We start from the raw sequence: 21,409 nt of genomic DNA on the forward strand, positions 1-21,409 counted from the left end.
CAATCCCGATACTCGTACGCGAGGCGCTGGTAGCCAGGAGCTTGCGCTTTGGGGTGCGTGGTGGTCGGCCAGCACACCGTCTGCGGCTAACCCTACAAGCAGGAAACCGTGATCCACATGGGAGGGGTGTGTAGCGAAGGTCACCTAAGTGCGATAGGCCACAAATGGGCCATCGAGATCGAATTTGGGCGGCCGTCCTTAATTGATCTTGGAATGCCCCCGGACATAGACCATCCTGTTTTGTCAGGTCCATTTCCGTTTACTTGTCAGGTCCATTCGGATACTGGGGGGCGCCTCTCAAAGAATCGCGTCGCCACGCGTCGGCTCTTCTACGCGAACCCCAACTCCCGTTTGTAGTCAGCGATGGCGAGCGCCGCAGCCGACTGCTCCACGGGCCTCGACCTGTGGAGTTCGATGCGCACACGGTGCCGGCCGCCTTCGAGCGACCAGGAGTCGCTCGAAGGCGCAGGCGTTCGTCTGGAGCGTCAGCGACTGAGTCCCTGCACGTGGCTTCCACGCGGGCCGTCGGGCCAGGTCAGCCTGTCGGCTTTGCACAGGGCCGGGCGTGCTCGGCTTCCTTCGGCTTCAATGCAGACATGGACGGAGCAGTGGTCGGGTTAATCGGGACTGTCGTAGGCGCGGTCAGCGGCGTTCTGGGGACGCTGGCTACGACCCGCCTCGGTGGCGCGGAACAGCGGCGCACCCAACGCGGTCAGTCAGAGAGGGAAGGCAGAGCGGTCGCCTATTCGAACCTCGTTACTGAGTGCAGCCGCACTTATCGAGTCGGCTACACCGCTCACGTGGCGCTTCAGGCAGCCCGAGGCGTTCAGCGGTCTCCCAACGTGGGTGACAGCCTCGTGGGGTTCAGGCCAGCCGTCGAGGCCACCCTCGAAGCTGTAAGCCTCGTGCGGCTGCATGGTCCGGACAGGGTCGCCCGCGCTGCGAACAACCTGGCCTCGGCCATGAAGGGCTGGTGCCACGAGGTGGAGCTTCTGTACGACGGTGAAGGAGACGAGCAACGGGCTAGCGAGGCCATCGAACTGTACGAGGAGATGGAAGAGCGGTTCGTAGCGCTGGGGCGAGAAACGCTCAGCGGTGTATTGGCGCGGTAGGCGTTAAGGCCGGGGGTTGTTACGCCCTACGACAACGGACACTGTCTCTCGCCGCTTCGCAGCCTGAACGAGGCTCCCCTTGCGCGGCGTCTCGCCGTGACGTTGTGTTAGGAGTCGACGGCTCACCCTCACCTACCACTCGTGATGAGCCTCCCGGCCTGCTCGGCAAGGAGGCTCGCGGCTCGCGCAAGATCCTCCGGGGTGTCCACTGCTACCCCGTCGTCCAGGACAGGGACCATCTGTACGGCGTGTCCGTGTTCGACGAAGCGGAGCATCTCCACTCCCTCGGCGCGCTCCAGGGGCCCCTGCTGGAGCTGTCGGAAGCGCTGGAGAGCTGGGCCGGTGAAGCCGTAGAGGCCCAACTGGCGGAGATACTTCGGTCGGTCACCCTTCGGGTAGGGGATGGGCTGGCGCGAGAACATAAGGGCCTTGCCGTGGGCCGCGATGACGACCTTGACGACGTTGTGGTCCAAGACGGCGCCGGGGTCGTCCAGCTCGGTGTAGGCGTTCACGGCGAGCGTGCTCGACGGCAGGTGCTCCAGGGCCTCGGAGATGACGTCGATGGCGGTCGGCGAGATGAACGGCTCGTCGCCCTGCACGTTGATGTACGCCTCGGCTTGCAGGCGCTCGGCGACCTCCGCGACGCGATCGGTGCCGGTGAGGTGCTCTCCGGTCCGGATGTACTCGATGCCCAGTTGGCGACATGCGGCTTCGATGCGTTCGTCGTCGGTCGCCACGACGGCACCGTCGAGACGTTTGGCTTCCAGGCAGCGCTGGTGGGGACCTGGTCATCTGCGCGCCAGGACGGGAAGGACGGTGCCTGAGACCATCTCGACGAGAGACTCGTCGAGCACCTCGTATCTCCAGCCGAGCGTCACAAGGTGCGGGTCGTTGTCCGCCTTGACGCGCTCTCGCATCGCCCTGACCCGCCTCAGAGCTTCGTCGCGGCTGATGCCGGCTTTCTGCGCGTAGTCCTTCGAGGTCGCACCGGTGGCGACCATGCGCCACGTCTTGATCTCCGTCTCCGAGAAGGCCTCCGGGAAGGCGGCCTTCTCGGGGCGCTGGAGCTGCTCGGTGACGTAGCAGGCGTGGACGACGGCCGCGCGACCGCGCACGCCGAGTTTCTGGCCGCAGTGCTTCATCTGCACGTTGATGGTTCCGGCGGTGATCGTGAGGTCGGAGGCGATCGTTTCGGTGCTCTGTCCCTGCGCGATCTTGTTGGCGATCCGAGCCTGTGCTGGTGTGAGATCAAGCAGCGGAGGGGACGGACGCGCCGGTCGGGCACTCACGGGTGTAGATCCTTTCTGGGAGGAGGGGGTGTCAGGCGCGGGCCAGCCACCGCTGCCGCTCGGCATCGGTGACTATGCGTTGGTCGTGGTCGAGTTCCAGGTGGGCGAGCCGGGCGTAGTGCTCGACCACCTCGGCGCCGAAGGCTTCCTCCGCGAAGGCGCTGTTCTGGAAGGCGGTCAGAGCGTGGCTGAGGGTGGGTGGCACGGGGATCCCACCCGAGCGGTAGGCGTTGCCGGTCTCTTCGGGACCAAGGGCGAGCTTCCGCTGAAGACCGTGGTCGATCGCCGCCAGGACGGCGGACAGGGCGTGGTAAGGGTTGACGTCCGCACCCGGCACACGGATCTCCAAGTGCAGACCTTCGCCCCGGCCGACGACCCGGACCGCGCAGGTGCGGTTGTCGTAGCCCCACGTGAACGTGGTTGGTGCGAACGAGCCGGGCGTGAACCGCTTGTAGGAGTTGACGTTGGGCGCGTAGAACAGGGCCAGCTCGGGCAGGCCGGTGAGCAGACCCGCGATGGCATGCTGCCCGATCCGGGACAGCTCGTAGTCGCTGCCGGGCTCGTTGAGTTGGCTGATGGCCTTCGACCACAGCGACACATGCAGGTGCAGGCCGTTGGCCCGGCCGGTTTCCGGGGCCGCCATGAACGTGGGTGCCAGACCGGCGCGCGAGCCCAGGGTGCGCACCGCGTGCTTGAAGAGCAGGTGCTGATCGCAGGCGGTGAGCGCGTCACCGTAGGGAAAGGTCACCTCGACCTGGCCAAGGCCGGCCTCGGTCTTGATCGCTTCCACGGGCATCCCGGCGCCGGCCAGCGCCCGCTGAAGGCGGCGGCAGAATCGGTCGGAGACCGGATCGTGGTCGAGGGCGTAGTCCAGGTTCTCCGTCGTCAACGGCCGCAGGTCCCGATAGCCGGCCTGTTCCGCGTCCGCGTAGGTGCCCTTGTAGAGGACAAACTCGGTCTCGATCCCCGCCTTGGGGTGCAGTCCGTGCCGGGACAACCGGGTCAACTGCTGGTGGAGGATCTGGCGAGGCGAGACCTCGATGGGTGTTCCGTCATGGAGCACGGCGTCGCCGAGCACGATGGCGGTGCGCGGCAGCCACGGCACCACGCGCAGGGTCGACAGCGCCGGTCGCACGGACAGATCCTGGTAGCCGGTCTCCCACGAGGTCAGTGCGAAGCCGTCCGCCGGGCTCATGTCGACGTCGGTGGCCAGGACGTAGGCGCACACCTCGGCGCCGTGATGCGCGACGCGCTTGAGGAAGTGGTTCGCGTCGTACCGCTTCCCCTTCAGCCTGCCCTGCAGATCGGGGACGGCCAGCAGCACGGTGTCGATCGTGCCCGCCTTGACGAGGTTGCGCAGGTCAGTCAGAGAGAAGCCTTTCTCCGAGCGCCCACCCGAAGCTGGAGCGGCTGCCGTGCTGAGGTGGGCCAGAGCGCCATTGCTCGTCGCGGCCTCCGTCATCACACGACCTCGTCTTCGTACGTGCTCGCGGAGCGGTCGAAGTTCTGCGCCGGGACTTCGTAGGAGCTGCCCTGCTTGTGCCACCATCCCCAGGCCGCCGCAAGGACGACGAGCAAGACGACCGGCGCGTAGTTGAAGGTCTCGACGGACACCAGAGCGCCGCCGGCGGGGCGGACCTGCGGCAGGCAGAACAGCACCGTCACGAACACGACCCAGATCACCGCGATCGTGCCGACCGTCACGCCCCAGCGGCCGAGGTTCCACGGACCGGGCTGGAACCGGCGGCGGTTCTTGATGCGCAGGTAGATCGGGATCGCGTAGGCCGGGGTGATGCCGATGACGTTGATGCTGGTGATCGCCGCGTACGCGACCGGGCTGTACATGCTCGGCAGAGCGAGTACGGCGGCGCACACGACGGCCAGGAGCACGGCCATGCGCGGGGTGCCGGTACGACGGTCCACCTGCCGCCACAAGTGCGAGCCCGGGAGTGCCCCATCACGGGAGAACGCGAACACCATCCTGCTCGCGGCGGCCGTCTCGGCGTTGCCGCAGAACAACTGCGCGGCGATCACGACCAGGAGCAACGCCTTCGCACTCGCCATGCCCAGCGCGTCGAGGAAGATCTGCGCCGGCGGAACCCCGGTCGCCGTGCCCACGGTGCCCGCGTAGTCCTGGATGGCGAACGTGAGCCCGGCCAGCAGAACGAAACCGGCCAGCCACGACCAGCCGATCGAATGGATGATCCCGCGCGGTGCGGACATCTGGGCGTCAGTCGTCTCCTCGCTCAGGTGCGCGGACGCGTCGTAGCCGCAGAAGGTGTACTGCGCCAGCAGCAGCCCGAGCACCGCCACGTACAGGGTGCTGGACCAGCCGGAGTTGTTGACGAACTCGCCGAACATGAAGTCGGCGGACTGGTGGTGGGAGGGCACGATCACCAGTGCACCGACGATCACTATGACGCCGACCAGGTGCCACACCACGCTGATGCTGTTGAGGATGCTGACCAGCCGTACCCCGAACAGGTTCAAGGTGGCATGCACGGCCAGGATGCACAGGAAGATCACCATGATCTTGCCCGGCGTCGGCTCGAAACCCCACTGCAGGTTCAGGAACGCGCCGGTGAACAAGGCGGCCCCGTAGTCGATTCCGGCGATCGCGCCGAGCAACCCGAGCAAATTCAGCCAGCCTGTGTACCAGCCCCACTTACGACCGCCGAGCTGCTCCGCCTGGTAGTACAGCGCCCCGGAGGTCGGATAGGCGGAGGTCACCTCGGCCAGCGCGGCGCCGATGAACAGCACCATGGCGCCGACGAGCACCCAGCCCCACAGCATCACGGACGGGCCGCCGGTGTTCAGGCCGAATCCGTACAGCGTCATGCAGCCGGACAGGACACTGATGACGGAGAAGGAGATGGCGAAGTTCCCGAACGGTCCCATGCGCCGAGTCAGTACGGGCTCGTAGCCGAGCTCCCGCAGATACGTATCGTCCGGCTTTCGGGGCGTGGCACGGTGGGTGGAATTCAAACGGGACATGGACGACCTCCAAGGTTCAGGGGAAGTGAGACTGGGCGGGTTCATGCCAATCTGGGACGGGATGGGCAGCCGATGTTGATCACGGGTGCGGTCCGGCGCGCGGCTTGTGGGTGCGGGCGTAGGAAAGGGACTCGGCTCGCGCTCGAAGAAGCAGCGCCCCGCCGGGGTCTGGTCCTGCGGCTCCGTCATGGGCCGAAGTCCACGGCTCATGGGCCGCGTACGAGCCCATCGCCTCGAACACCTCGGCTGCTTCCAGGTACTGGTGGCCCGCCCACAACGCATAGGCAAGAAGGTTCAGATCAGCCACCGAACGCTGCTCGGCGTTCGTCTTGTGGAACCAGTCGTGGAAGGCGTTCAGCGTGCAGTCGAGCGTCGACTCGTGCGCCCACTGGCGCCGCCACAGCGGATCGGCGCGCGATCGCCGACGCTGCTCGATCTGCGCGTACGCGGGCAGAAGCAGCAGTGGCGATCCGACAGGTCGCTGCGACGCGATCCACCGTCCGAAGTCAAAGATCGCGGCCAAGGAAGCCGCGCGCGGTCCCTCAAGGGCGAGCAGGAACTGCAGAACGCGGTGGTAGGCCTCGCGGTTGTACGGATCCCGCTGGTTGACTTCGTAGAGCAGTCCCCACGGACCACTGGGCAGCATCGGTTCGGCGGATATAAGGCGGTGTTCACGCCGCAGTTGCCGTGTGTCGATCTGAGCCAACGCCACCAGGCAGACCCACGGCACAGGATCGTGCTGCGCACGACGAGCTGTCAGCAAGGCCTCACGCCGCGCCTTGATCTCGAACTCCGAGGTCTGTGGATGCTGTTGACGGTGTGCACGCAACGCCCGCTCGACGGCCACGCGCACGTTCATCAGTTGCGCGTCGTAACTGCCGGGCTCTTCGGCGAGCCACACGCCGACCACGTCCGAGCGGGCCGCTGCCACCGCCAGCAGTTGGGTACGTGACGTTCGCAGCCCCCAACGGGTGCCCGTATCCAGCAGCAGCTCCCGTGCCGTTCTCCAACGGCCAGCCTCTAACTCGACTAGGGCGACGCGCAGGTCGTCGTCGTGGCCGGCCGGGTGATACACGAGACGCATCAGAGTCCCTCGCCACAGACGACGCGACGCCGGCGAGCGGGATCGGGGCCGTTCCTCCGATGCGTGCGGACCATACGAGGTGGCGTGCTCTCCTGGACGGATGTGAATGTCATCGGGGGCCTTAGGCAGGTGGGGGGATGCGGATGAGGCCGCGAAGGGCATGGGTGAACCGCTGTCCGAGCGGCGGGAGGCTGGGTACCGAGTCAGTCGTCCTAGAAGCGGATCTGGCCGATCATGTCCGCGATGCTGGTAACGAAGCGGTTGATGTTCGGGGCCATGGACGTACTCGCCAGGAAGAACCCGAAGAGCACGCAGACGATCGCTGGTCCGGGCTTAACGGATTTCGCACGGAACAGAACGACCACGAGGATGCCGAGCACCAGGACTAAGGAGATGCTCAGGGCCATCAGGAGGCCGCTTCCTCCGCTGACCCTCGCCGCTCCCTGCGTGCCTGGCTCAGCGCACGGCGGAGCGCATCGGGCCGGGTCAGCGATCGCGGGCCGCTCGGGAGGACATGCCAGTGCATCCCCGGAGGTGTCGTGCTCTCGGCGGACGGCACGACGACGTGGCATTTCTGGCCCAGCGCGACAGTCCCCGGCTCATCCCAGCGGGCCGCGGTACCCACGGGAACCAGGAAGTACAGCCGAGGCTCCGGCCCACCGGCGTCCAGGATCACCGGGCCGACCGGCTCGTCGCCCTCGTTGAGGATCTCGATCGCGCGCCGGCCCAGGTCCTCCACAGCGCGTACGGCATCCCACCATTCGCCCGCGGAGCACAGCTCGGGCTCTTCACCGATGGGCATCCAGCGCGGCGGTAGCGCACGAGCTGCTGGATTGGCGTCAGACATGGAAACGGCCTCCTCACCACTATGTGTAAGGAGACCATTCCACTCAGCAAGTTCTGTGCGCGGACAGCTTGTCCGTGGGTTTCACTCGCCAAACCCCTTGACAGGAGATCAAGTTGAGCTCATACCCGCCCAACTGCCGAATGCTGAGAGCTCGTTGGAGGGGTGGGCGTCCACCCTGAGCAGTGCCGCAGTGGTCTCACGCACGGACGGGTGGAAACGCGTGTGGTTCGGAGCAACCTTCCGAGCACGCTTGAGATCGCTGAAGGCACCAGCCCGGTCGCCCACGGCGAGCTTCGCGGAAGCCACGTCGATGAAGTGGTGACTCGACCGCTCCCCGACGGTCGTGGCCGGCGGCGTCCACTCGCCGCCAGAAACCGGAGACCACTCGGTGAGGCGGGCGAGAGCCTGCTCGGTGTCGCCCATGTCGATCATCGCGTGCACCTCGTGGATGCGGATGTTCGTCGGACCGAACGACATCTCGTACGCCAGGGAATCACGGTTGCCCGCCATACCTGCCACCTGCTCGGCTTCGCGCAGGTACGCATCCGCACGATCCGAGTTGTTCTCGCGGGCTTCCAGCACGGCCAGCTTCAACAGCAGCGCACCGTCGACAGCGAGCGCGTCATCCGTAAAGGATCGCTCCGGCTGGAACCTCTCCAACTCGGTCCGCAGCGCGAGGAGCTTGCGGCGAGCAGGCGAGTAGGCGCCCTGGCGGAGCATCGCCCCTGCGACCAGGTAGCCGGCCGTGAACTGCATCAGCGGGTCGCCGGAGTGGTCAGCCGCCCAACGGACCCGCTCCAGCGCCGTGTTCGACAGATCGTGGTGGCCCATCTTGTGGGCCAGCGAGTTCACGGCGCGGTAGGCGCGCGCCAGGTGCCAGAACGCCTTGCCCTGATCGCCGTTGCCACCGCCGAGGGCCACGTGCGTCAACTCGGTGATGATCGGCGGCAGCAGGGGGCCCATCGGGGCGTACCGGGCGTCGCGGCGCAGGGCCGCCACCTGGTCGACTTCCGAGGCGAGCACGGGCAGCGCCCTGGGAGCGATCTCCAGGTCGTCGGGGCTGTCGTAGCAGAGCAGGAGGCGGCGAAGCTCAGGGATGACGGCATGGACGCCGTCCTCGGCCTCCGGCTCGCCATAGTACGGCTGGCCGGTCAGAACCTCAGGGCCGAAGCGCAGCGCCTTGGCGAGCGCCAGCACCAGTGAGGGTGAAGCCTTCCGCGCGCCCGACTCCAGCTTCTGCACGTAGCTCGGGGAGACTGCGACCTTCTGTGCCAGTTGAGCGGCAGACAGCTTCCGTGTCCTGCGAGCGATACGGAGACGGTCTCCCAGCGTCAGGTTTTCAGTCATCGGTGGACGTGTCCCTTCGCGATGAAGCACTTCGATCAGAGTACGGATAATGTCCAAGCCTGCGCCCGTGGTCGCCAACTGTTAACAGAGCCGATGGCATCGCGCCCCCGACGTGGAACTGCAGAACCGACCAGAGGTAGCTTGCATCTCCCTACCGGACCTCCGACCGAGTGGTCGAAGTGGGGCATGTCGGGACGATGCGGGCAGAGGGTGAGTAGGACTGTCGCTCCCCAGTCAAGAGGTGCGCAGCGAACTACCTACGGACAGATTGTCCGCGCGATTCCTCCACGTGCCGGAAACCCGCGTTCGCCGCCCGGTCGCAGACCGTAGCCAGGCGCATGCGCCAACCTGATGCACCGGTGCGGACCCACGCACGCTCGCAGCCACAGGGCGGTGCCGTCCTGGCCGAAGGCAAGGAGTCGGGAACGGCTGAAGCCGAACGGTCCTTCGTGTTGTGGGACATCGACCGCACGCCGCTGTACGTCGGCGAGATCGATCGGCAGGTCTACCGGGAGGCCTTTGCGGAGATCGTCGGGTACCCGGTCGAGCATCTGCCGGCCCGCGGCACGGGCGTCACGATGCCGCTGGCGATCCGCGCGATGCTCCTGGACAACGGCGTTCCTGATGGCCGGGCGCCGGGGAAGAACATGAGGGGGCCGACGGCAGGTCCCAGGGGAAGTCGGCGGGAGCGACGTGCAGGGCACACGACGGCCACGACGGCGTCATCGAACAGCGACTGCGTGTGCAGGCGATCACGGATCATCTCGCGCGCCTGCTTCGGACGGTGGAATGCGGGCCGTAGCACACAGATCCTGTTCGTCAGGGGCTGCTGCAGAAGATTCCTACGGACAGCTTGTCCGCTCACGGCGATAGCAGAGTGGAATGGTCTCTGCACACCCAGTCGCAAGGGGGCGTTCCTATGGAGTCCGGCGCACGGTTACCCGTCCAAGCGTGGCCGCACCAGTCGATGAGGGGCTTTCCGGCCACCACCCGCAGACGTTCCGCAGCATTCCAGCCGACGACCGTGACCACTGCGCTTGATTTCGGCGATCTCCTTCACAAGCAAGTGATTGGTACTAAATTCCACCGTCGCGGCGCCCACCTAGGGCTTCTGCGGTCCCTCCCGAAGAGGCCACGCCTCACACGATCGGAGCATGACGTAGATCACGTTCACTTGGTCGGGGCGGGCGGGAAGGCATGGGTGGGCAGCCGCGCCTCCAACCTCATTGACGGGAAGCCGGCACGCGTGCCTCGTTCTACCGAGGACTGCCCGGCGCAGGGGGCCGCACCTGTCGAGACGAATGCCGCGCCGGTAACGCGGCATCGCACTACTCGGGAGGGCCATCGGGCTGTTATCGCATCAGGAAGGTGTTGTTTGGTGGGGGTTAACGGCGATATGCGGCTGCCGCGCAGGCGCCCAGCCAACGGGTCCGACTGCCAATCACCGCCACCATCCGTCCGAGAGGTGCTGTATCGCGTCAGTCTCGGACTTCCCATCGCTTCGGGGACGGTTGGACGCGCGATGCTCGACCTCGCGGCTCTCCCTGACCACGCGGCCCGGGACAACCTGTTGACTGCCGTGCTGACAGGTCTCATGGCTCGCGGTCCAGCTGAAAGCGATGTCGTCGAGGTTCTGCGTGCGGCCCTCTCACTCGACGAGGTGGAGACTGTCGATCTCCCCTCACCTTCGGGGTCACGCCTATTGCTCCTCGCCGGAAGCGGTAAGAAGGGGATCAAGTCCTTCAACGTCTCGACATCGAGCGCGATCGTAGCCGCCGCAGCCGGCGCCTCCGTGGTCAAGATGGGCTCACGGGCCACATCCTCCGTCATGGGTTCACGGGACCTCGCGGAGAGCCTCGGCCTACCGCACAGCCGTACCCGCTCAAGCATCATTACGGCGGTCGAGCGTTCACGCTTGGCGTTCGTCCCGATCGAGGACATGATTCCCGTCCTGGACCAGGTGTACGGGGGCCGATTCCACGTCCTCAACCCACTCAGCTTCGGCCTGGCTGCCCTTGCGGCGCGACTTCGCGGTGGGGTCCTGGTCTTCGGCCTCGCGCACCCGAAGGTCGATTTGGCAGCCCGCGTGCTTGGCCGTCTCGGGGTCTCGGAAGCACTCGTCGTGGCTTCGGGCAACCCCGCCGGCTACTTCGCCGACGAGTTCGGGCTGGGGAATCGTTCCCTCACCTGCCGTCTGACAGGCGGCACCGTCGGCGCAGTCCACACGTTCGAGGCAGATGACCTGAAAAACCTGGGGTTGAGCTCGCCGAACTCCGTCCACCCACCAAGATCAGCGACGGAGGCGGTGCAGTGGGTGCTGGACGCCCTCGCCGGAGAAGGGAACCCGGCGCATGTACATCTGATCGCCTTGAACAGCGCTGTGATGCTGATGACAGCCGGGCTCGCCCGGGACTTGGCGGATGGCTACGGCCAGGCGGAGGCGGCGATCAACAGCGGGCGAGCGTGGGCGAAAGTCGAAGCACTCAGGGAGGAAGCACTGTGCCAACAAACGATATAGCCGTTGGGAACGCGGTCGAGCCAGGGCTCGATCCCGACCTCTACTTCCTTCCGTACGGCTATGAACAGCGGGGTACGCCGGAGTACTTCGTCGATGACGAACAGGACGGTGTCGTCTGGCAGCCGGACGTCTATCCCTTTGCCGCCCAGGCGGCGCTGGCCAACGACTGCGACGTGGTCATCGACCTCGGCTGCGGACGTGGTGGCAAGCTCGTCACCCTGCAAGCCGCACAGCCCGATTGGAAGTACATCGGCGTCGACATCGGCCCCAACATCGCCTGGTGTCAGCAGAACCTGCCGTTCGGGCAGTGGGTCGAAGCGGACTTAGAGACGTGCCGCGCACTTCCGCTACCTGTCGAAGTGCTTCGCCGGACTGTCCTGGTCTGTTCGGACGTGCTTGAGCATCTTGTCCATCCCGAGGTTGCGATGGACCTCATCGGATCGCTCCTCCACGGTGGTGCGCGAGCGGCGGTGCTGTCGACCCCGGCACGCGAGCTGCGGGCCGGCCCCGCGGACCCGGGCCCTCCCCGCAATACCTCCCATGTCCGAGAGTGGGCCAGCCGGGAGTTCTGTGCGTTTGTTCGGGCACGAGGGTTGGAGATCGCCGACTTCTCGCTCACCCGTAGCGACGACGCCGGGGGAGGCAAGACCACCCAGTTGGCACTCATCCAGAGCAGGGTGGAGCCGGAGAAAGGCGCTGCACGATGAGGCTGCCGCATCGTCCTCGCGTGTTGTGGATTCCGTACGCGCAGCGAGGCAGCCTCTATCCGATCGTTCCGGCAGTGCAGGCGCTGGGAGGCCTGGGTACGGACACTATGCTTCTGGGCCTGCCGAGCTTGAAGCCTCTCGCTGACACGCTTGGCACGCGCTTCATGGCCTATGAGTCCAGCATCACCTATGACTGGTCCCGCGCCGAGGGACGCGACCAGCACGGTCTGGGCCCTGCCGGCGGCACCAGTTGGTTCCATCACCGGGTGGCCTCCGAGTACGCCGAGATCGAACGAGCCACACGGCTGTTCCGCCCTGACGTCCTGCTGGTTGACTCCTTCGTCATCGGTGCCGGCCTTGCCGCTGAACATCTCGGCGTCCCCTGGGCCTCCTACGTGCACTATCTGTTCGACGAAGGTGCCGAGACCGATGCGATGCACCGCGTCTGGTGGGAGAAGACCGGTGTCCCGGAGATCGAGGCGTACTCCGCTTGGTGGGACGGAGTCCGGGGGGCGGTCGGTCTCGGCCCTGAACCGAGGGAGCGGCAAGAGGCACCGTGGTTCCGGATGTCTCCGCAATGCACCTTCCTCCTCGGCCATCCGCACCTTCGCCGGGGCACTCGCCCACTACCGCACTTCGTCACCCGGACCTCGCTGCCCCCGTGGGACGAGCCCGGGCCGGCTTCTGCGGCCGCCAGCGCGAGTACGGCTTCCGGAGGGCGTTCCCGTGTCCTGGTCGCCAACAGCAGCGCCTGGCAGGACGATGTCGACCTCGTACGCGCGTCCCTGGAAGGGCTCTCGGACACGGACATGGAAATCTTGGTGACCGTCTCGGCGGACCACCCTCTCGGCGTCGGGACTCCGCGCAACGCCACGGTGCTGGGCTACTACCCGCACGCCGACGTGCTGCCGTCGGTGGACGCGGTGGTCACGACCTCTGGGTATGGGATCACCAGCAAGGCGTTGTGGTTCGGCAAGCCGCTCGTCACCGTGCCTCGTGCCCGCGACCAGCACTATGTGGCGGCAGCCGCACAAGAGGCCGGGTGTGGACTCACCGTCGCATGGCCGCCCAAACCGGACGCTGTCGCTACGGCCGTCGACACCGTGCTGTCTTCCCCTGCCCTCCAGGAGCACGCCCGCCGCTTGTCCGGCCCGATGCCCGGTTTCCCGTCGGCGAGCGATGTCGCTGCCGAGGTCCTTTCCCTCGCCCGGAGGACGTGATGGGTAGCCGGACGAAAGTGGTGCATGCACCCGCCCGCACTCCGTATGCCCGCAAACTCACGAGCGAGCACGTCGAAATCGTCAACGGCACTGCACCGCACGGCGCTGAAGCAGTGCCTCGGGACATGTCGCTGCGATGGTTGCTCGAACACAGACCCTTCAACTGGTTCGACGTTCTGCACCTGCACCACGTCGAGTTCGACGACCTGCCGACTCTGAAGTCCGTCCTGTCAGAATGCGCCCGATTCCGCCGACGCGTGATCTTCACTGCCCATGACATCAGCCCCGTCTTCAGCGGCAGAATCGACTACCACCGCAAGCTGCGCGCCCTGGTGAACGCGCGCGTCCCCTTCGTCTGCCTGACCGAGGCGTCAGGGGCCGAGATACGCAGACGGTTCGGCAACCAGGTGGAAACCGTCACGATCCCGCACGGGTACGTCGTCCCGCCCAACGCCGTTCCCCGTCACCGGCCTCCGGGCAGTGGGCATGCGCGGTATTTTCTGTTCGGCTCGCTGCGGGACAACCGCGACATCACTACGGTGCTGTACAACTGGCGCTTCGGCCGCCACCAGCACGACACCTCCCTTTCGATGCTGCTCAGGGCGCCGGGTTACATCAACTTGCAGCAGGAGCACGACCGTTGGGCGGCGCTGCTCGCTACTGCCGTAGCTGAGCCTCGTCTCCAGGTAGATGTCCTGCCCTTCCCCACCGATGAGGAAGTGGCGGAGACGGCGTCCGGATGCGACGCCCTGATCCTGCCGTACCGATGGGGATCGCACTCGGGACAGTTGGAACTCGCCTTCGACCTCGGACTGGTGCCGGTGGCCTCCGCTGTGGGCTACCTCCGTGATCAGTACCGCTGTCATACGGGAGTAATCGACGAGCCCGTGTGGTTCGACTGGTCCGACGGGGCCGAGTACGCCTACGGAGCCCGGTTCCTCACCGCGCTCGACGAGGTGGCCGAGCGCCTCCGCAAGGGGCACCATCTCGCTCCGACAAAGGAGTTCAGCGAGCACCGGATCAAGGAGCATGCGGCGATCATGGCCACCTACCTGGAGGTCTACACACGCCCATGGACGTAGATCCCGCAGCATCAGCCAAGGTCGTCGGCAACATGCCCCCCAATATTTCGGTGTGCATCCTCAGCCACAACTACGCCCACTTCCTGCGCCAGGCCGTAGAGAGCTGCCTGGCGCAGGAGCCCGGCGACTACCGCCTGGAGGAGATCGTCGTCCTGGACGACGGATCGACCGATCGGACCTTGGAGGTGTGTGCCGAATTCGGCTCTCGGATTCGGGTGATCCCGCTGCCGCACCGTGGGTTTGCGGCGACACTGACGGAGAGCGTCCGGCACTGCCGTGGCGACTGGGTGGCTTTCCTGGACGCCGATGACTGGTTCGCGCCGGCGAAGCTCCGTACCGCGTCCGGCTATCTCCGGACCGGCGCCATGCTCGTGCAGCACTGGGAGCACGTTGTCGACGGTGACGGCAGCCCTCTGCTGCCCGATCCCCACCCGGGCGGCAACACGAGCACCATCATCGTCGACCGTGCTGCTGCCCTGAAACTGCTGCCGGTGACGAACGAGAAGTTCTTCCACGTGCTCGACGACCTCGGTCTCGGCGCCCGGATGACGCACCCTCTGACGTTCTACCGGGTACACGGCGACAACATGACCGATCGAGCCACCCCTGGTGCCCACCAGGAGTACATGGCGGATGTCTGCGGCGAAATCGCAGTCCGCCTCGCCGACCTTCGGATCACCCCTCCCCCGTGGGCCAGTCGGAGTGCGCTGCGTCGGCTGACATGGCACTACCGGGCGGAGGCCCGAGCCCACGAGGTAGAAGCAGCCCTGCAACGAGGTCGTCGGCGATCGGCCTGGGGGCCGCTGCTGCGCGAACTGGCGTCGACCGTGCTGGCGGGCCGCAACTACCGCGACCGGGGCCCCAGCATTCACAGCGTGTTGACCGGCCGCCCCTGCGTCCGCCTGGCCCCGTCACCGCAGGAGGAGCCGTGACCATCCCTTCGCCCGGCCCCCGCGCGTACCCACAGGCTCTGGTGCTCGACCTGTTCGGGACACTGGTCGACGCGCCGACACGAGCGCAACGACTCCAGGCAGCCGAGACGATAGCCGCAGCCACCGCGGTACCCGCCGCGGTCATCGAACAGGCGTACATCGACAGTTGGGCCGAACGCCATGATGGACGGTTGCCGACGCTCGACTCGCTCAGCGAACATCTCTGGCAGCGCTGCGGCGAAGGCACGCCAACTCCGCATGACCTGTGCACCGTCCTCCTGCGGCTGGCCACCGCCCGGCTCTCTGCGTCACCCGACGTAGTTGCCGTCCTGCGGACGCTTCGCGAGCGCGGTCTCCGGATCGCGGTGCTCAGCGACGCGTCCGCCGACATCGCCGAGGCATGGCAGGGCTCCGCGCTCAGCGAATCCGTCGACGTCGCGGTCTTCAGTTGCCGCGCGGGAGCCGTCAAACCGCATATCAGCCTCTACCGCGCGGTGACGGGACAACTCGGCGTCGCGCCACAGGACACGATGTACTGCGGAGACGGCGGAGGCGACGAACTGCGCGGAGCGACCGCCGCCGGCCTGACCGCGGTTCGCGTCGAACGCAGAGGCGGCCCCTCAACCATTGCCTTCGGCGACAGGCCCTGGCACGGCCCTTCCATCAGCGGCGTCGAACAACTACCCGCCTTCATGCTGGCCTCGCGAGCACCACGACGACCGAAGGAGGGGGATGTATGAAGGCATGGGAAGTACGCGAGGGCACGCTGTCGTGGTCACGCCTGGCGCGCCCGGAACCGCGGCCGGACCAGACGCTGGTCGAAGTGGCGTTCTCAGGTGTGTGCGGAAGCGACCTGGCCAAGATCACCAAGTCGCCCATTCCCACGCCTGGTCACACCTGGCGCCCAGGCCACGAAGTCGTCGGCTGGGACCTCAGTACCCCCTCCGGCCCTCTTGTGGTGGTCGATCCCCTTGTCCCCTGCGACAGTTGCGCGAACTGTGCGACGGGAGCGATCCATCTCTGCCCGGGCATCCTTCGGCTGGGCTGGGACCTGCCCGGAGGATTCGCAGAGTTCGTCGTTGCACCCCGCCGCAACGTACTGCCTCTGCCTGAGGGGGCCGACCCCGCACAGGCCGTCCTCGCAGACGCCCTCGCGGTCGCTGTCCATGGCATCCGCTGCGGCTTGTCGAACCATCGCCCTGGAAACCTTGCCGTCGTCGGCTCCGGCCCGCTCGCTCTCTGCAGCGCGGCTTACGCCGCTTCCCACGGCTGGTCAGTCACCGTACTCGTCCGCAACGCCGGCAAGCTGGCCGCCGTGGCCGAGCACATAGACGCCACCTTCACGTCCCTCCACGAGGCCCCGAGGAACGGATTCGACGCCGTGGTGGACGCCGCGAGTGGCCGGGACGACCGCCCTCTCGACGCCGCCTTGTCCCTTGTCCGCGACGGCGGCACTGTCCTCGTACAGAACGCCTACGATCCGGGCGTGCGCCTGCACCACGACCTGCGGAACGTCTTCCGCCGGTCGATCACCATCACCGGATCGTTCAGCTACTGCCGCCGGCACGGCACCGGCGACCTGCCGGAGGCCCTGCAGGTGCTTGCCCAGCGCCCGGCGTGGGCTGACCCGCTGGTCGGGTGCCGATTCCCGCTCCGCTCCCTGCCTTCGGCTGTCGCGGCCGTCACCACTGGTACGGGCATTCGACCGATCAAAGCCGTACTCGTTGCCGAAGCGGCTTCGCCCGCATGACCTCGCCGAGGAGAGACCGTGACCGCCGAACCCGTACTGTTCTCCGAGGACTACTACCGGAGCATCGTCAAGGAATACGGATACAGCCCCTTCGATCTCCAGAGGTTCGACTTCGACCTGGCCGGGTTGAGCCAGAATGAACTGAACCTCCGCTATCTCTGCCATCATGCGGCCGACCGCTATACAGCCGCATCCGCAAGGAGCCGAATCGTCACAACAGGATTCGGAATGTCCGGACCACCCCACATGGCAACCGCCTCTCACATCATGAAGATGGTGCGCCTGCAAAACGGCGGAGAGAAGTGCCAGATCGTTTTGGGAGATCTCGACGCCTATAACGGTCGCGGACGGTCCTACGAGTTCACCAGCGAGCTCTCCGAACGCTTCCGTCTCTTCGCGCAACGTCTGGGATTCGACGAGACGAAGGGAATCCTCCGCAACCAGCGAGACCATAACGAAGCCCTGACCAATATGTACCTGCTCGGGCGATACACCCAGGAGAACGACTTCCTGACCGCCGAGGAGGACAACCACGCGTACTACGTCGCACGCGGCATTGTGGACGCGACCATGACCTTCCGCCGCCGCCTCTCACTTGCCCTGATGGCCTCCGACTTCGTCACCCTGGGCCAGACCCACGAAGCCGTCCTAGTGCTCCTGGGTGTCGACGAGCACAAATACGTACGATTCGCGCAGGAGGTGGCCCACCGGTTCGATGACGACGCACCCTTGAGCGGCGGCTTCATTCTGGCCGCCCTGTACGCTCGACTCAACTCGGGGTTCAACGGCCACCCCAAGTTCTCGAAGAGCATCCCGGGGTCAGGGATCAGCGTCGAAACGCCGCACGACGAAATCGTCCGGCTCGTCCAGGACGACAATTGTCAAGACCCTGCGTCGTCGCCCGTTTTCCAACTGATGCATCAGATGACCTACTGTCCCCACGAGGATCTCATGCGCATCCATCAAGACTGCGCCGAGAACAATCACCGATGGAATTCGGAGAAGAGAAAGTTCGCGGATTTCCTGGTGCACGTTAAAGAGCTGTGGCCATGAAAAACGCCAGCATCGGACACGTTTCCTCAGGTATACTTCGCCCGTCCTATGAGCGAGCCTTCGATCCATACAGGAACCCCATGACACGCCTTGGCGAATCCGAAGCGCGAGCCCTTGAGCTGCTCGCGCAGGACCTCTCCTCTGACAAGACCGTCGAGGACCTTCTGGCCGAGACCAGCGCCAGGCGTCAGCTTGACCTGTCCGACCTCAGTCCCAAGGAGCAGGCTGAACTGATCGCCGGCCGAACCGTCGGCATTCTGCCCTCGCTGGACTCTCTGACTTCGGCCATCGACGTGGCTAGGAGCGAAGGCAGGCCGCTGCGGGTCAAGCTCGGCATCGATCCCACCTCCGCCGATGTCCACCTCGGCCACACCGTCCCAATGATCATCCTCAGCCGGTTCCAGAGGATGGGACACCATGTGGTGCTCATCATCGGTGACATCACCGCGAAGATCGGCGACCCCTCCGGCCGGTCCGACGAGCGGCCTCCGCTGACAGACGAGGACATCGCCAAGAACCTGGCCACCTACCGAGACCAGGTGGCACCGTTCTTCGATTTCCAGCGAGCGGACTTCCGCCACAACAGCGAGTGGCTCGCCGAGATCCGGCTGCCTGAGCTAATCGGGGTGCTGTCTCAGATCCCCGTATCGATGTCTTTGCAGCGAGAGGACTTCCGAACCCGCCTCGCCCAGGGCCAGGGCTTGGCGATGTCGGAGTTCATCTACGCCGTGGTCATGGCGATCGACTCCGAGAAGATCCACGCCGATATCGAGCTTGGTGGCGTCGACCAGCTGCTCAACATGCAGATGGGCCGCAAGGTCATGGAGATCGCCGGCCAGAAGCCGCAGTTGGTCATCAGCATGCCGCTGATCGAAGGCACCGATGGCACCGGGGCCAAGATGAGCAAGAGCAAGGGGAATTACATTCCCTTGACTGCCGCCTCGGACGACATCTTCGGCAAGATCATGTCGATTCCGGACCGGCTGACCGTGCCCTACCTCAAGGCATGGACTGAATGGACCGACACCGAGGTGGACGCCGCTGTCACCCGGATCGAGAACAAGACCCTGCACCCGATGGACCTGAAGAAGGTTCTCGCCGGCGAAGCCGTCGCGGCTGTGCACGGCCGCGAGGCAGCGGCTGCCGCCCGTCGGCACTTCACCTCCCAATTCTCCAAGCGCAGTTTCAGCGACGTCGAGTCACTGCCCGTCGTGGACGCTTCACACGGCGGCGAATCGGTGGGCGCCGTACTGACCCAGGTGCTGGAGTTCACGCCCAGCATGTCCGCGGGCCGCCGCCTTGCCAAGCAGAACGGTCTGCGCGTCGTAGTGGAGACCGAGGAAGGCCAACGAACGGTGAACCTGTCGGAAGACGACATCGTCCGTCCTCTGCACGAGACCGTGACCGCCGCCCTCGCTGCCGCTGGCCTGGTGGGAGTCTCTGACACCGTCTACCTCAAGGTTGGCCGCAAGGTGGCCAAGATCGACGGCGTGTAGCGCAGAGCAGCCGCGCCGAAACCAGCTCCACGCATCAGGCACCAGTGGGGCGTGTTTGTGCATCCAACGATGCACAAACACGCCCCGTACCAGTCGCATTCTGGAGGGGAAGTCCGAAGTGTTGGTATTCGCGCTCAAGCCAGGCCACGACGGGACCGTCGCCGTAATCCGCGACCGGCAGCTGCTGTACTCCCTGGAGTCCGAGAAGGACTCCTTCGGACGCTACGCGGCCGTGAACGTCAACACCATCCTCGACATCGCCGAACACGTCGACCAGCTGCCCGACGTCGTGGCCCTCGGAGGATGGCGCGAGCAGGGGGCCATGCGGCACCGCTCGATCGGCGCCGGCTACGACGGGCTCGACGCCCTCACCCAGCGCCCGATGCGGTTCTTCGGCAAGGAGGTACGCCTCTTCAGTTCCTCACACGAGCGCTCCCACCTCATGATGGCCCTCGGTATGGCACCGCGGGGCGAACACCCACTGCAGACCGTCCTCGTATGGGAAGGAGACACCGGTGCCTTCTACCTCGTCGACCAGCATTTCAAGGTCGTCAAGCACATACCCGTGCTCACCGAGCCCGGAGGCCGCTTCTCCTTCCTGTTCGCCCTCGCCGACCCGAGCTTCCCCGACGAGGGTGCGCTGCCCCGGCTGAACGACGCCGGAAAACTCATGGCCCTGGCGGCCTACGCCAATCCCGAGGACGCCGACGCGGACATCAGCGCCACCGTGGACCGGCTGCTGAAGACCGACAGTGTGTACCCGGCCCCCAAGAAGGACTTCCGCGACTGCGCGCTGTACAACGCCGGCGTCGAGTCCCAAGTGACCAAGACGGCCGCCGCCCTTCTCACCCAGCGGATCTTCGCCTTGTTCGCAGACGCGGCCCGCGAACACCTACCGGCTGGCACTCCCCTGCGCATCTCGGGCGGCTGCGGGCTCAACTGCGACTGGAACGCCGAGTGGGCCAACCTCGGCCACTTCTCCTCGGTGTTCGTCCCTCCCTGCACCAACGACTCCGGTTCAGCCATCGGCACCGCGATCGATGCGCTCACCACCATGACCGGCGACCCCTACATCGACTGGAACGTGTACAGCGGACTGGACTTCGTCCACGACACACGGCCAGAACCGGCCTTGTGGCAGCGCACCGCACTCGATCATCGAGCACTGGCACAAGCCCTCGGCCAAGGACGCGTGGTGGCCTGGGTCCAGGGCCGCTGGGAGATCGGGCCCCGTGCACTGGGCAACCGCTCGCTGCTGGCCGAGCCATTTCGGCAGGACACCAAAGACCTCCTCAACACCATCAAGCAGCGCGAGACCTACCGCCCCATCGCACCGTGCTGCCGAATCGAGGACGTCGACACGGTCTTCGACGGAGCCTTCGAAGATCCCTACATGCTGTACTTCCGTAAGGTCAGGCGTTCCTCGACCGTCCAGGCCGTCACGCACGTGGATGGATCCGCCAGGGTCCAAACCGTCAGCCGAAACAGCAATCGGGAACTTCACACCCTGCTCTCCGCCTTCGCAGCCGAACACGGCGTCGGTGTCCTGTGCAACACCTCCCTCAACTTCAACGGCCACGGATTCATCAACCGGATGTCGGACCTCGTGCGCTACTGCGAAGCACGAGGCATCCACGACATGGTCGTCGGCGACCAGTGGTTCCAGAGGCTCCCACAAGTGTGAAAGGAGTCCATTTAGGTGGCCGCAGCGGCAGGAGGCCGGCTTGGGCTCCCTGGCGATGGTGGAGCTGTCCATGCTCGGACGCGGTTCGTGCTTGCCAACCCAATGCTGGAAGTCGAGGATCTTCGTGACCATCGCGCTTTGCCTCGCCTCCTCGTGCTGCCTGGTCGCTAGGAGCGTGGGTCGGTAACGGGCAAGCGGGTGGGTGGTCGGGGCTGGCGGGGTCGGTCGTAGTCGCCTGGTCGGTGTTGGCTGGCCCGAGGCCGGGGTCTCCTGGGCCTCGGGTTGGTCCAGGGG

19 protein-coding genes and 1 pseudogene are annotated in these 21,409 nt (G+C 65.9%); 12 read left to right on the forward strand and 8 right to left on the reverse strand.

Annotated features, from left to right (window positions below; genetic code table 11):
* The first annotated feature begins 596 nt into the window (after nucleotides 1-596).
* Complete coding sequence (locus OTB16_RS25665; RefSeq protein WP_185300022.1) at nucleotides 597-1,112, forward strand: hypothetical protein; 516 nt, start codon at nucleotides 597-599, stop codon at nucleotides 1,110-1,112.
* A gap of 128 nt (nucleotides 1,113-1,240) precedes the next feature.
* Here OTB16_RS25665 and OTB16_RS25670 read toward each other — a convergent pair whose 3' ends face one another.
* The 8 genes from OTB16_RS25670 to OTB16_RS25705 all read right to left on the reverse strand — a co-directional run bounded on the left by OTB16_RS25670 (nucleotide 1,241) and on the right by OTB16_RS25705 (nucleotide 8,673).
* Nucleotides 1,241-1,879, reverse strand: coding sequence for a 3-deoxy-manno-octulosonate cytidylyltransferase (locus OTB16_RS25670; RefSeq protein WP_267723130.1), 639 nt, complete (start codon nucleotides 1,877-1,879; stop codon nucleotides 1,241-1,243).
* Nucleotides 1,880-1,900: 21 nt separating this feature from the next.
* A complete protein-coding gene (locus tag OTB16_RS25675) occupies nucleotides 1,901-2,401 on the reverse strand; it encodes a LuxR C-terminal-related transcriptional regulator (protein WP_185300021.1) in 501 nt (166 codons plus the stop codon).
* 31 nt (nucleotides 2,402-2,432) lie between these two features.
* A complete protein-coding gene (locus OTB16_RS25680) occupies nucleotides 2,433-3,863 on the reverse strand; it encodes a glutamine synthetase family protein (protein WP_258050010.1) in 1,431 nt (476 codons plus the stop codon).
* Entirely contained in the window at nucleotides 3,863-5,395 is a 1,533-nt protein-coding gene (locus OTB16_RS25685) for an amino acid permease (RefSeq protein WP_185300020.1), read from the reverse strand. Before OTB16_RS25685 ends, OTB16_RS25680 begins: the two co-directional genes overlap by 1 nt.
* A 79-nt stretch (nucleotides 5,396-5,474) precedes the next feature.
* Nucleotides 5,475-6,479, reverse strand: coding sequence for a hypothetical protein (locus OTB16_RS25690; RefSeq protein WP_185300019.1), 1,005 nt, complete (start codon nucleotides 6,477-6,479; stop codon nucleotides 5,475-5,477).
* Nucleotides 6,480-6,691: 212 nt separating this feature from the next.
* On the reverse strand, nucleotides 6,692-6,886 hold the full coding sequence (locus OTB16_RS25695) for a hypothetical protein (protein WP_185300018.1): 195 nt from the start codon (nucleotides 6,884-6,886) through the stop codon (nucleotides 6,692-6,694).
* Nucleotides 6,886-7,326: a hypothetical protein gene (locus OTB16_RS25700; protein ID WP_185300017.1), complete on the reverse strand. Its 441-nt coding sequence runs from the start codon at nucleotides 7,324-7,326 to the stop codon at nucleotides 6,886-6,888. Before OTB16_RS25700 ends, OTB16_RS25695 begins: the two co-directional genes overlap by 1 nt.
* A 108-nt stretch (nucleotides 7,327-7,434) precedes the next feature.
* Entirely contained in the window at nucleotides 7,435-8,673 is a 1,239-nt protein-coding gene (locus OTB16_RS25705; RefSeq protein ID WP_185300016.1) for a helix-turn-helix domain-containing protein, read from the reverse strand.
* A 401-nt stretch (nucleotides 8,674-9,074) separates the two neighbouring features.
* Between OTB16_RS25705 and OTB16_RS25710 the strand changes: the two are divergent.
* The 11 genes and pseudogenes from OTB16_RS25710 to OTB16_RS25760 form a co-directional block, all read left to right on the forward strand.
* Nucleotides 9,075-9,311 (forward strand): annotated as a pseudogene (locus tag OTB16_RS25710) (hypothetical protein); the annotation flags it as partial.
* Between the two features lie 884 nt (nucleotides 9,312-10,195).
* Nucleotides 10,196-11,191 (forward strand): hypothetical protein, encoded by a 996-nt coding sequence (locus OTB16_RS25715; protein ID WP_185300015.1) that lies wholly within the window; start codon nucleotides 10,196-10,198, stop codon nucleotides 11,189-11,191.
* Nucleotides 11,173-11,898: a class I SAM-dependent methyltransferase gene (locus OTB16_RS25720; RefSeq protein ID WP_258050009.1), complete on the forward strand. Its 726-nt coding sequence runs from the start codon at nucleotides 11,173-11,175 to the stop codon at nucleotides 11,896-11,898. The genes OTB16_RS25715 and OTB16_RS25720 overlap by 19 nt, the downstream gene beginning before the upstream one ends.
* Nucleotides 11,899-11,918: 20 nt before the next feature.
* The gene (locus tag OTB16_RS25725; RefSeq protein ID WP_267723121.1) at nucleotides 11,919-13,118 is read left to right on the forward strand and encodes a glycosyltransferase; all 1,200 of its coding nucleotides are present in this window, start codon (nucleotides 11,919-11,921) and stop codon (nucleotides 13,116-13,118) included.
* Nucleotides 13,119-13,135: 17 nt separating this feature from the next.
* The gene (locus tag OTB16_RS25730; protein ID WP_267723122.1) at nucleotides 13,136-14,200 is read left to right on the forward strand and encodes a glycosyltransferase family protein; all 1,065 of its coding nucleotides are present in this window, start codon (nucleotides 13,136-13,138) and stop codon (nucleotides 14,198-14,200) included.
* A complete protein-coding gene (locus OTB16_RS25735) occupies nucleotides 14,191-15,132 on the forward strand; it encodes a glycosyltransferase family 2 protein (RefSeq protein WP_185300012.1) in 942 nt (313 codons plus the stop codon). The genes OTB16_RS25730 and OTB16_RS25735 overlap by 10 nt, the downstream gene beginning before the upstream one ends.
* The gene (locus tag OTB16_RS25740; protein WP_185300011.1) at nucleotides 15,129-15,872 is read left to right on the forward strand and encodes an HAD family hydrolase; all 744 of its coding nucleotides are present in this window, start codon (nucleotides 15,129-15,131) and stop codon (nucleotides 15,870-15,872) included. The genes OTB16_RS25735 and OTB16_RS25740 overlap by 4 nt, the downstream gene beginning before the upstream one ends.
* Entirely contained in the window at nucleotides 15,869-16,882 is a 1,014-nt protein-coding gene (locus OTB16_RS25745) for an alcohol dehydrogenase catalytic domain-containing protein (protein ID WP_185300010.1), read from the forward strand. The genes OTB16_RS25740 and OTB16_RS25745 overlap by 4 nt, the downstream gene beginning before the upstream one ends.
* A gap of 18 nt (nucleotides 16,883-16,900) precedes the next feature.
* The gene (locus OTB16_RS25750; RefSeq protein ID WP_185300009.1) at nucleotides 16,901-17,935 is read left to right on the forward strand and encodes a nucleotidyl transferase family protein; all 1,035 of its coding nucleotides are present in this window, start codon (nucleotides 16,901-16,903) and stop codon (nucleotides 17,933-17,935) included.
* Nucleotides 17,936-18,015: 80 nt separating this feature from the next.
* Entirely contained in the window at nucleotides 18,016-19,431 is a 1,416-nt protein-coding gene (gene tyrS / locus OTB16_RS25755; protein ID WP_185300008.1) for a tyrosine--tRNA ligase, read from the forward strand.
* Nucleotides 19,432-19,549: 118 nt separating this feature from the next.
* On the forward strand, nucleotides 19,550-21,115 hold the full coding sequence (locus OTB16_RS25760; RefSeq protein ID WP_185300007.1) for a carbamoyltransferase C-terminal domain-containing protein: 1,566 nt from the start codon (nucleotides 19,550-19,552) through the stop codon (nucleotides 21,113-21,115).
* Nucleotides 21,116-21,409: the final 294 nt, after the last annotated feature.

The sequence above is a fragment of the Streptomyces antarcticus genome, assembly GCF_026627255.1.
GTDB classification, from domain to species: domain Bacteria; phylum Actinomycetota; class Actinomycetes; order Streptomycetales; family Streptomycetaceae; genus Streptomyces; species Streptomyces antarcticus.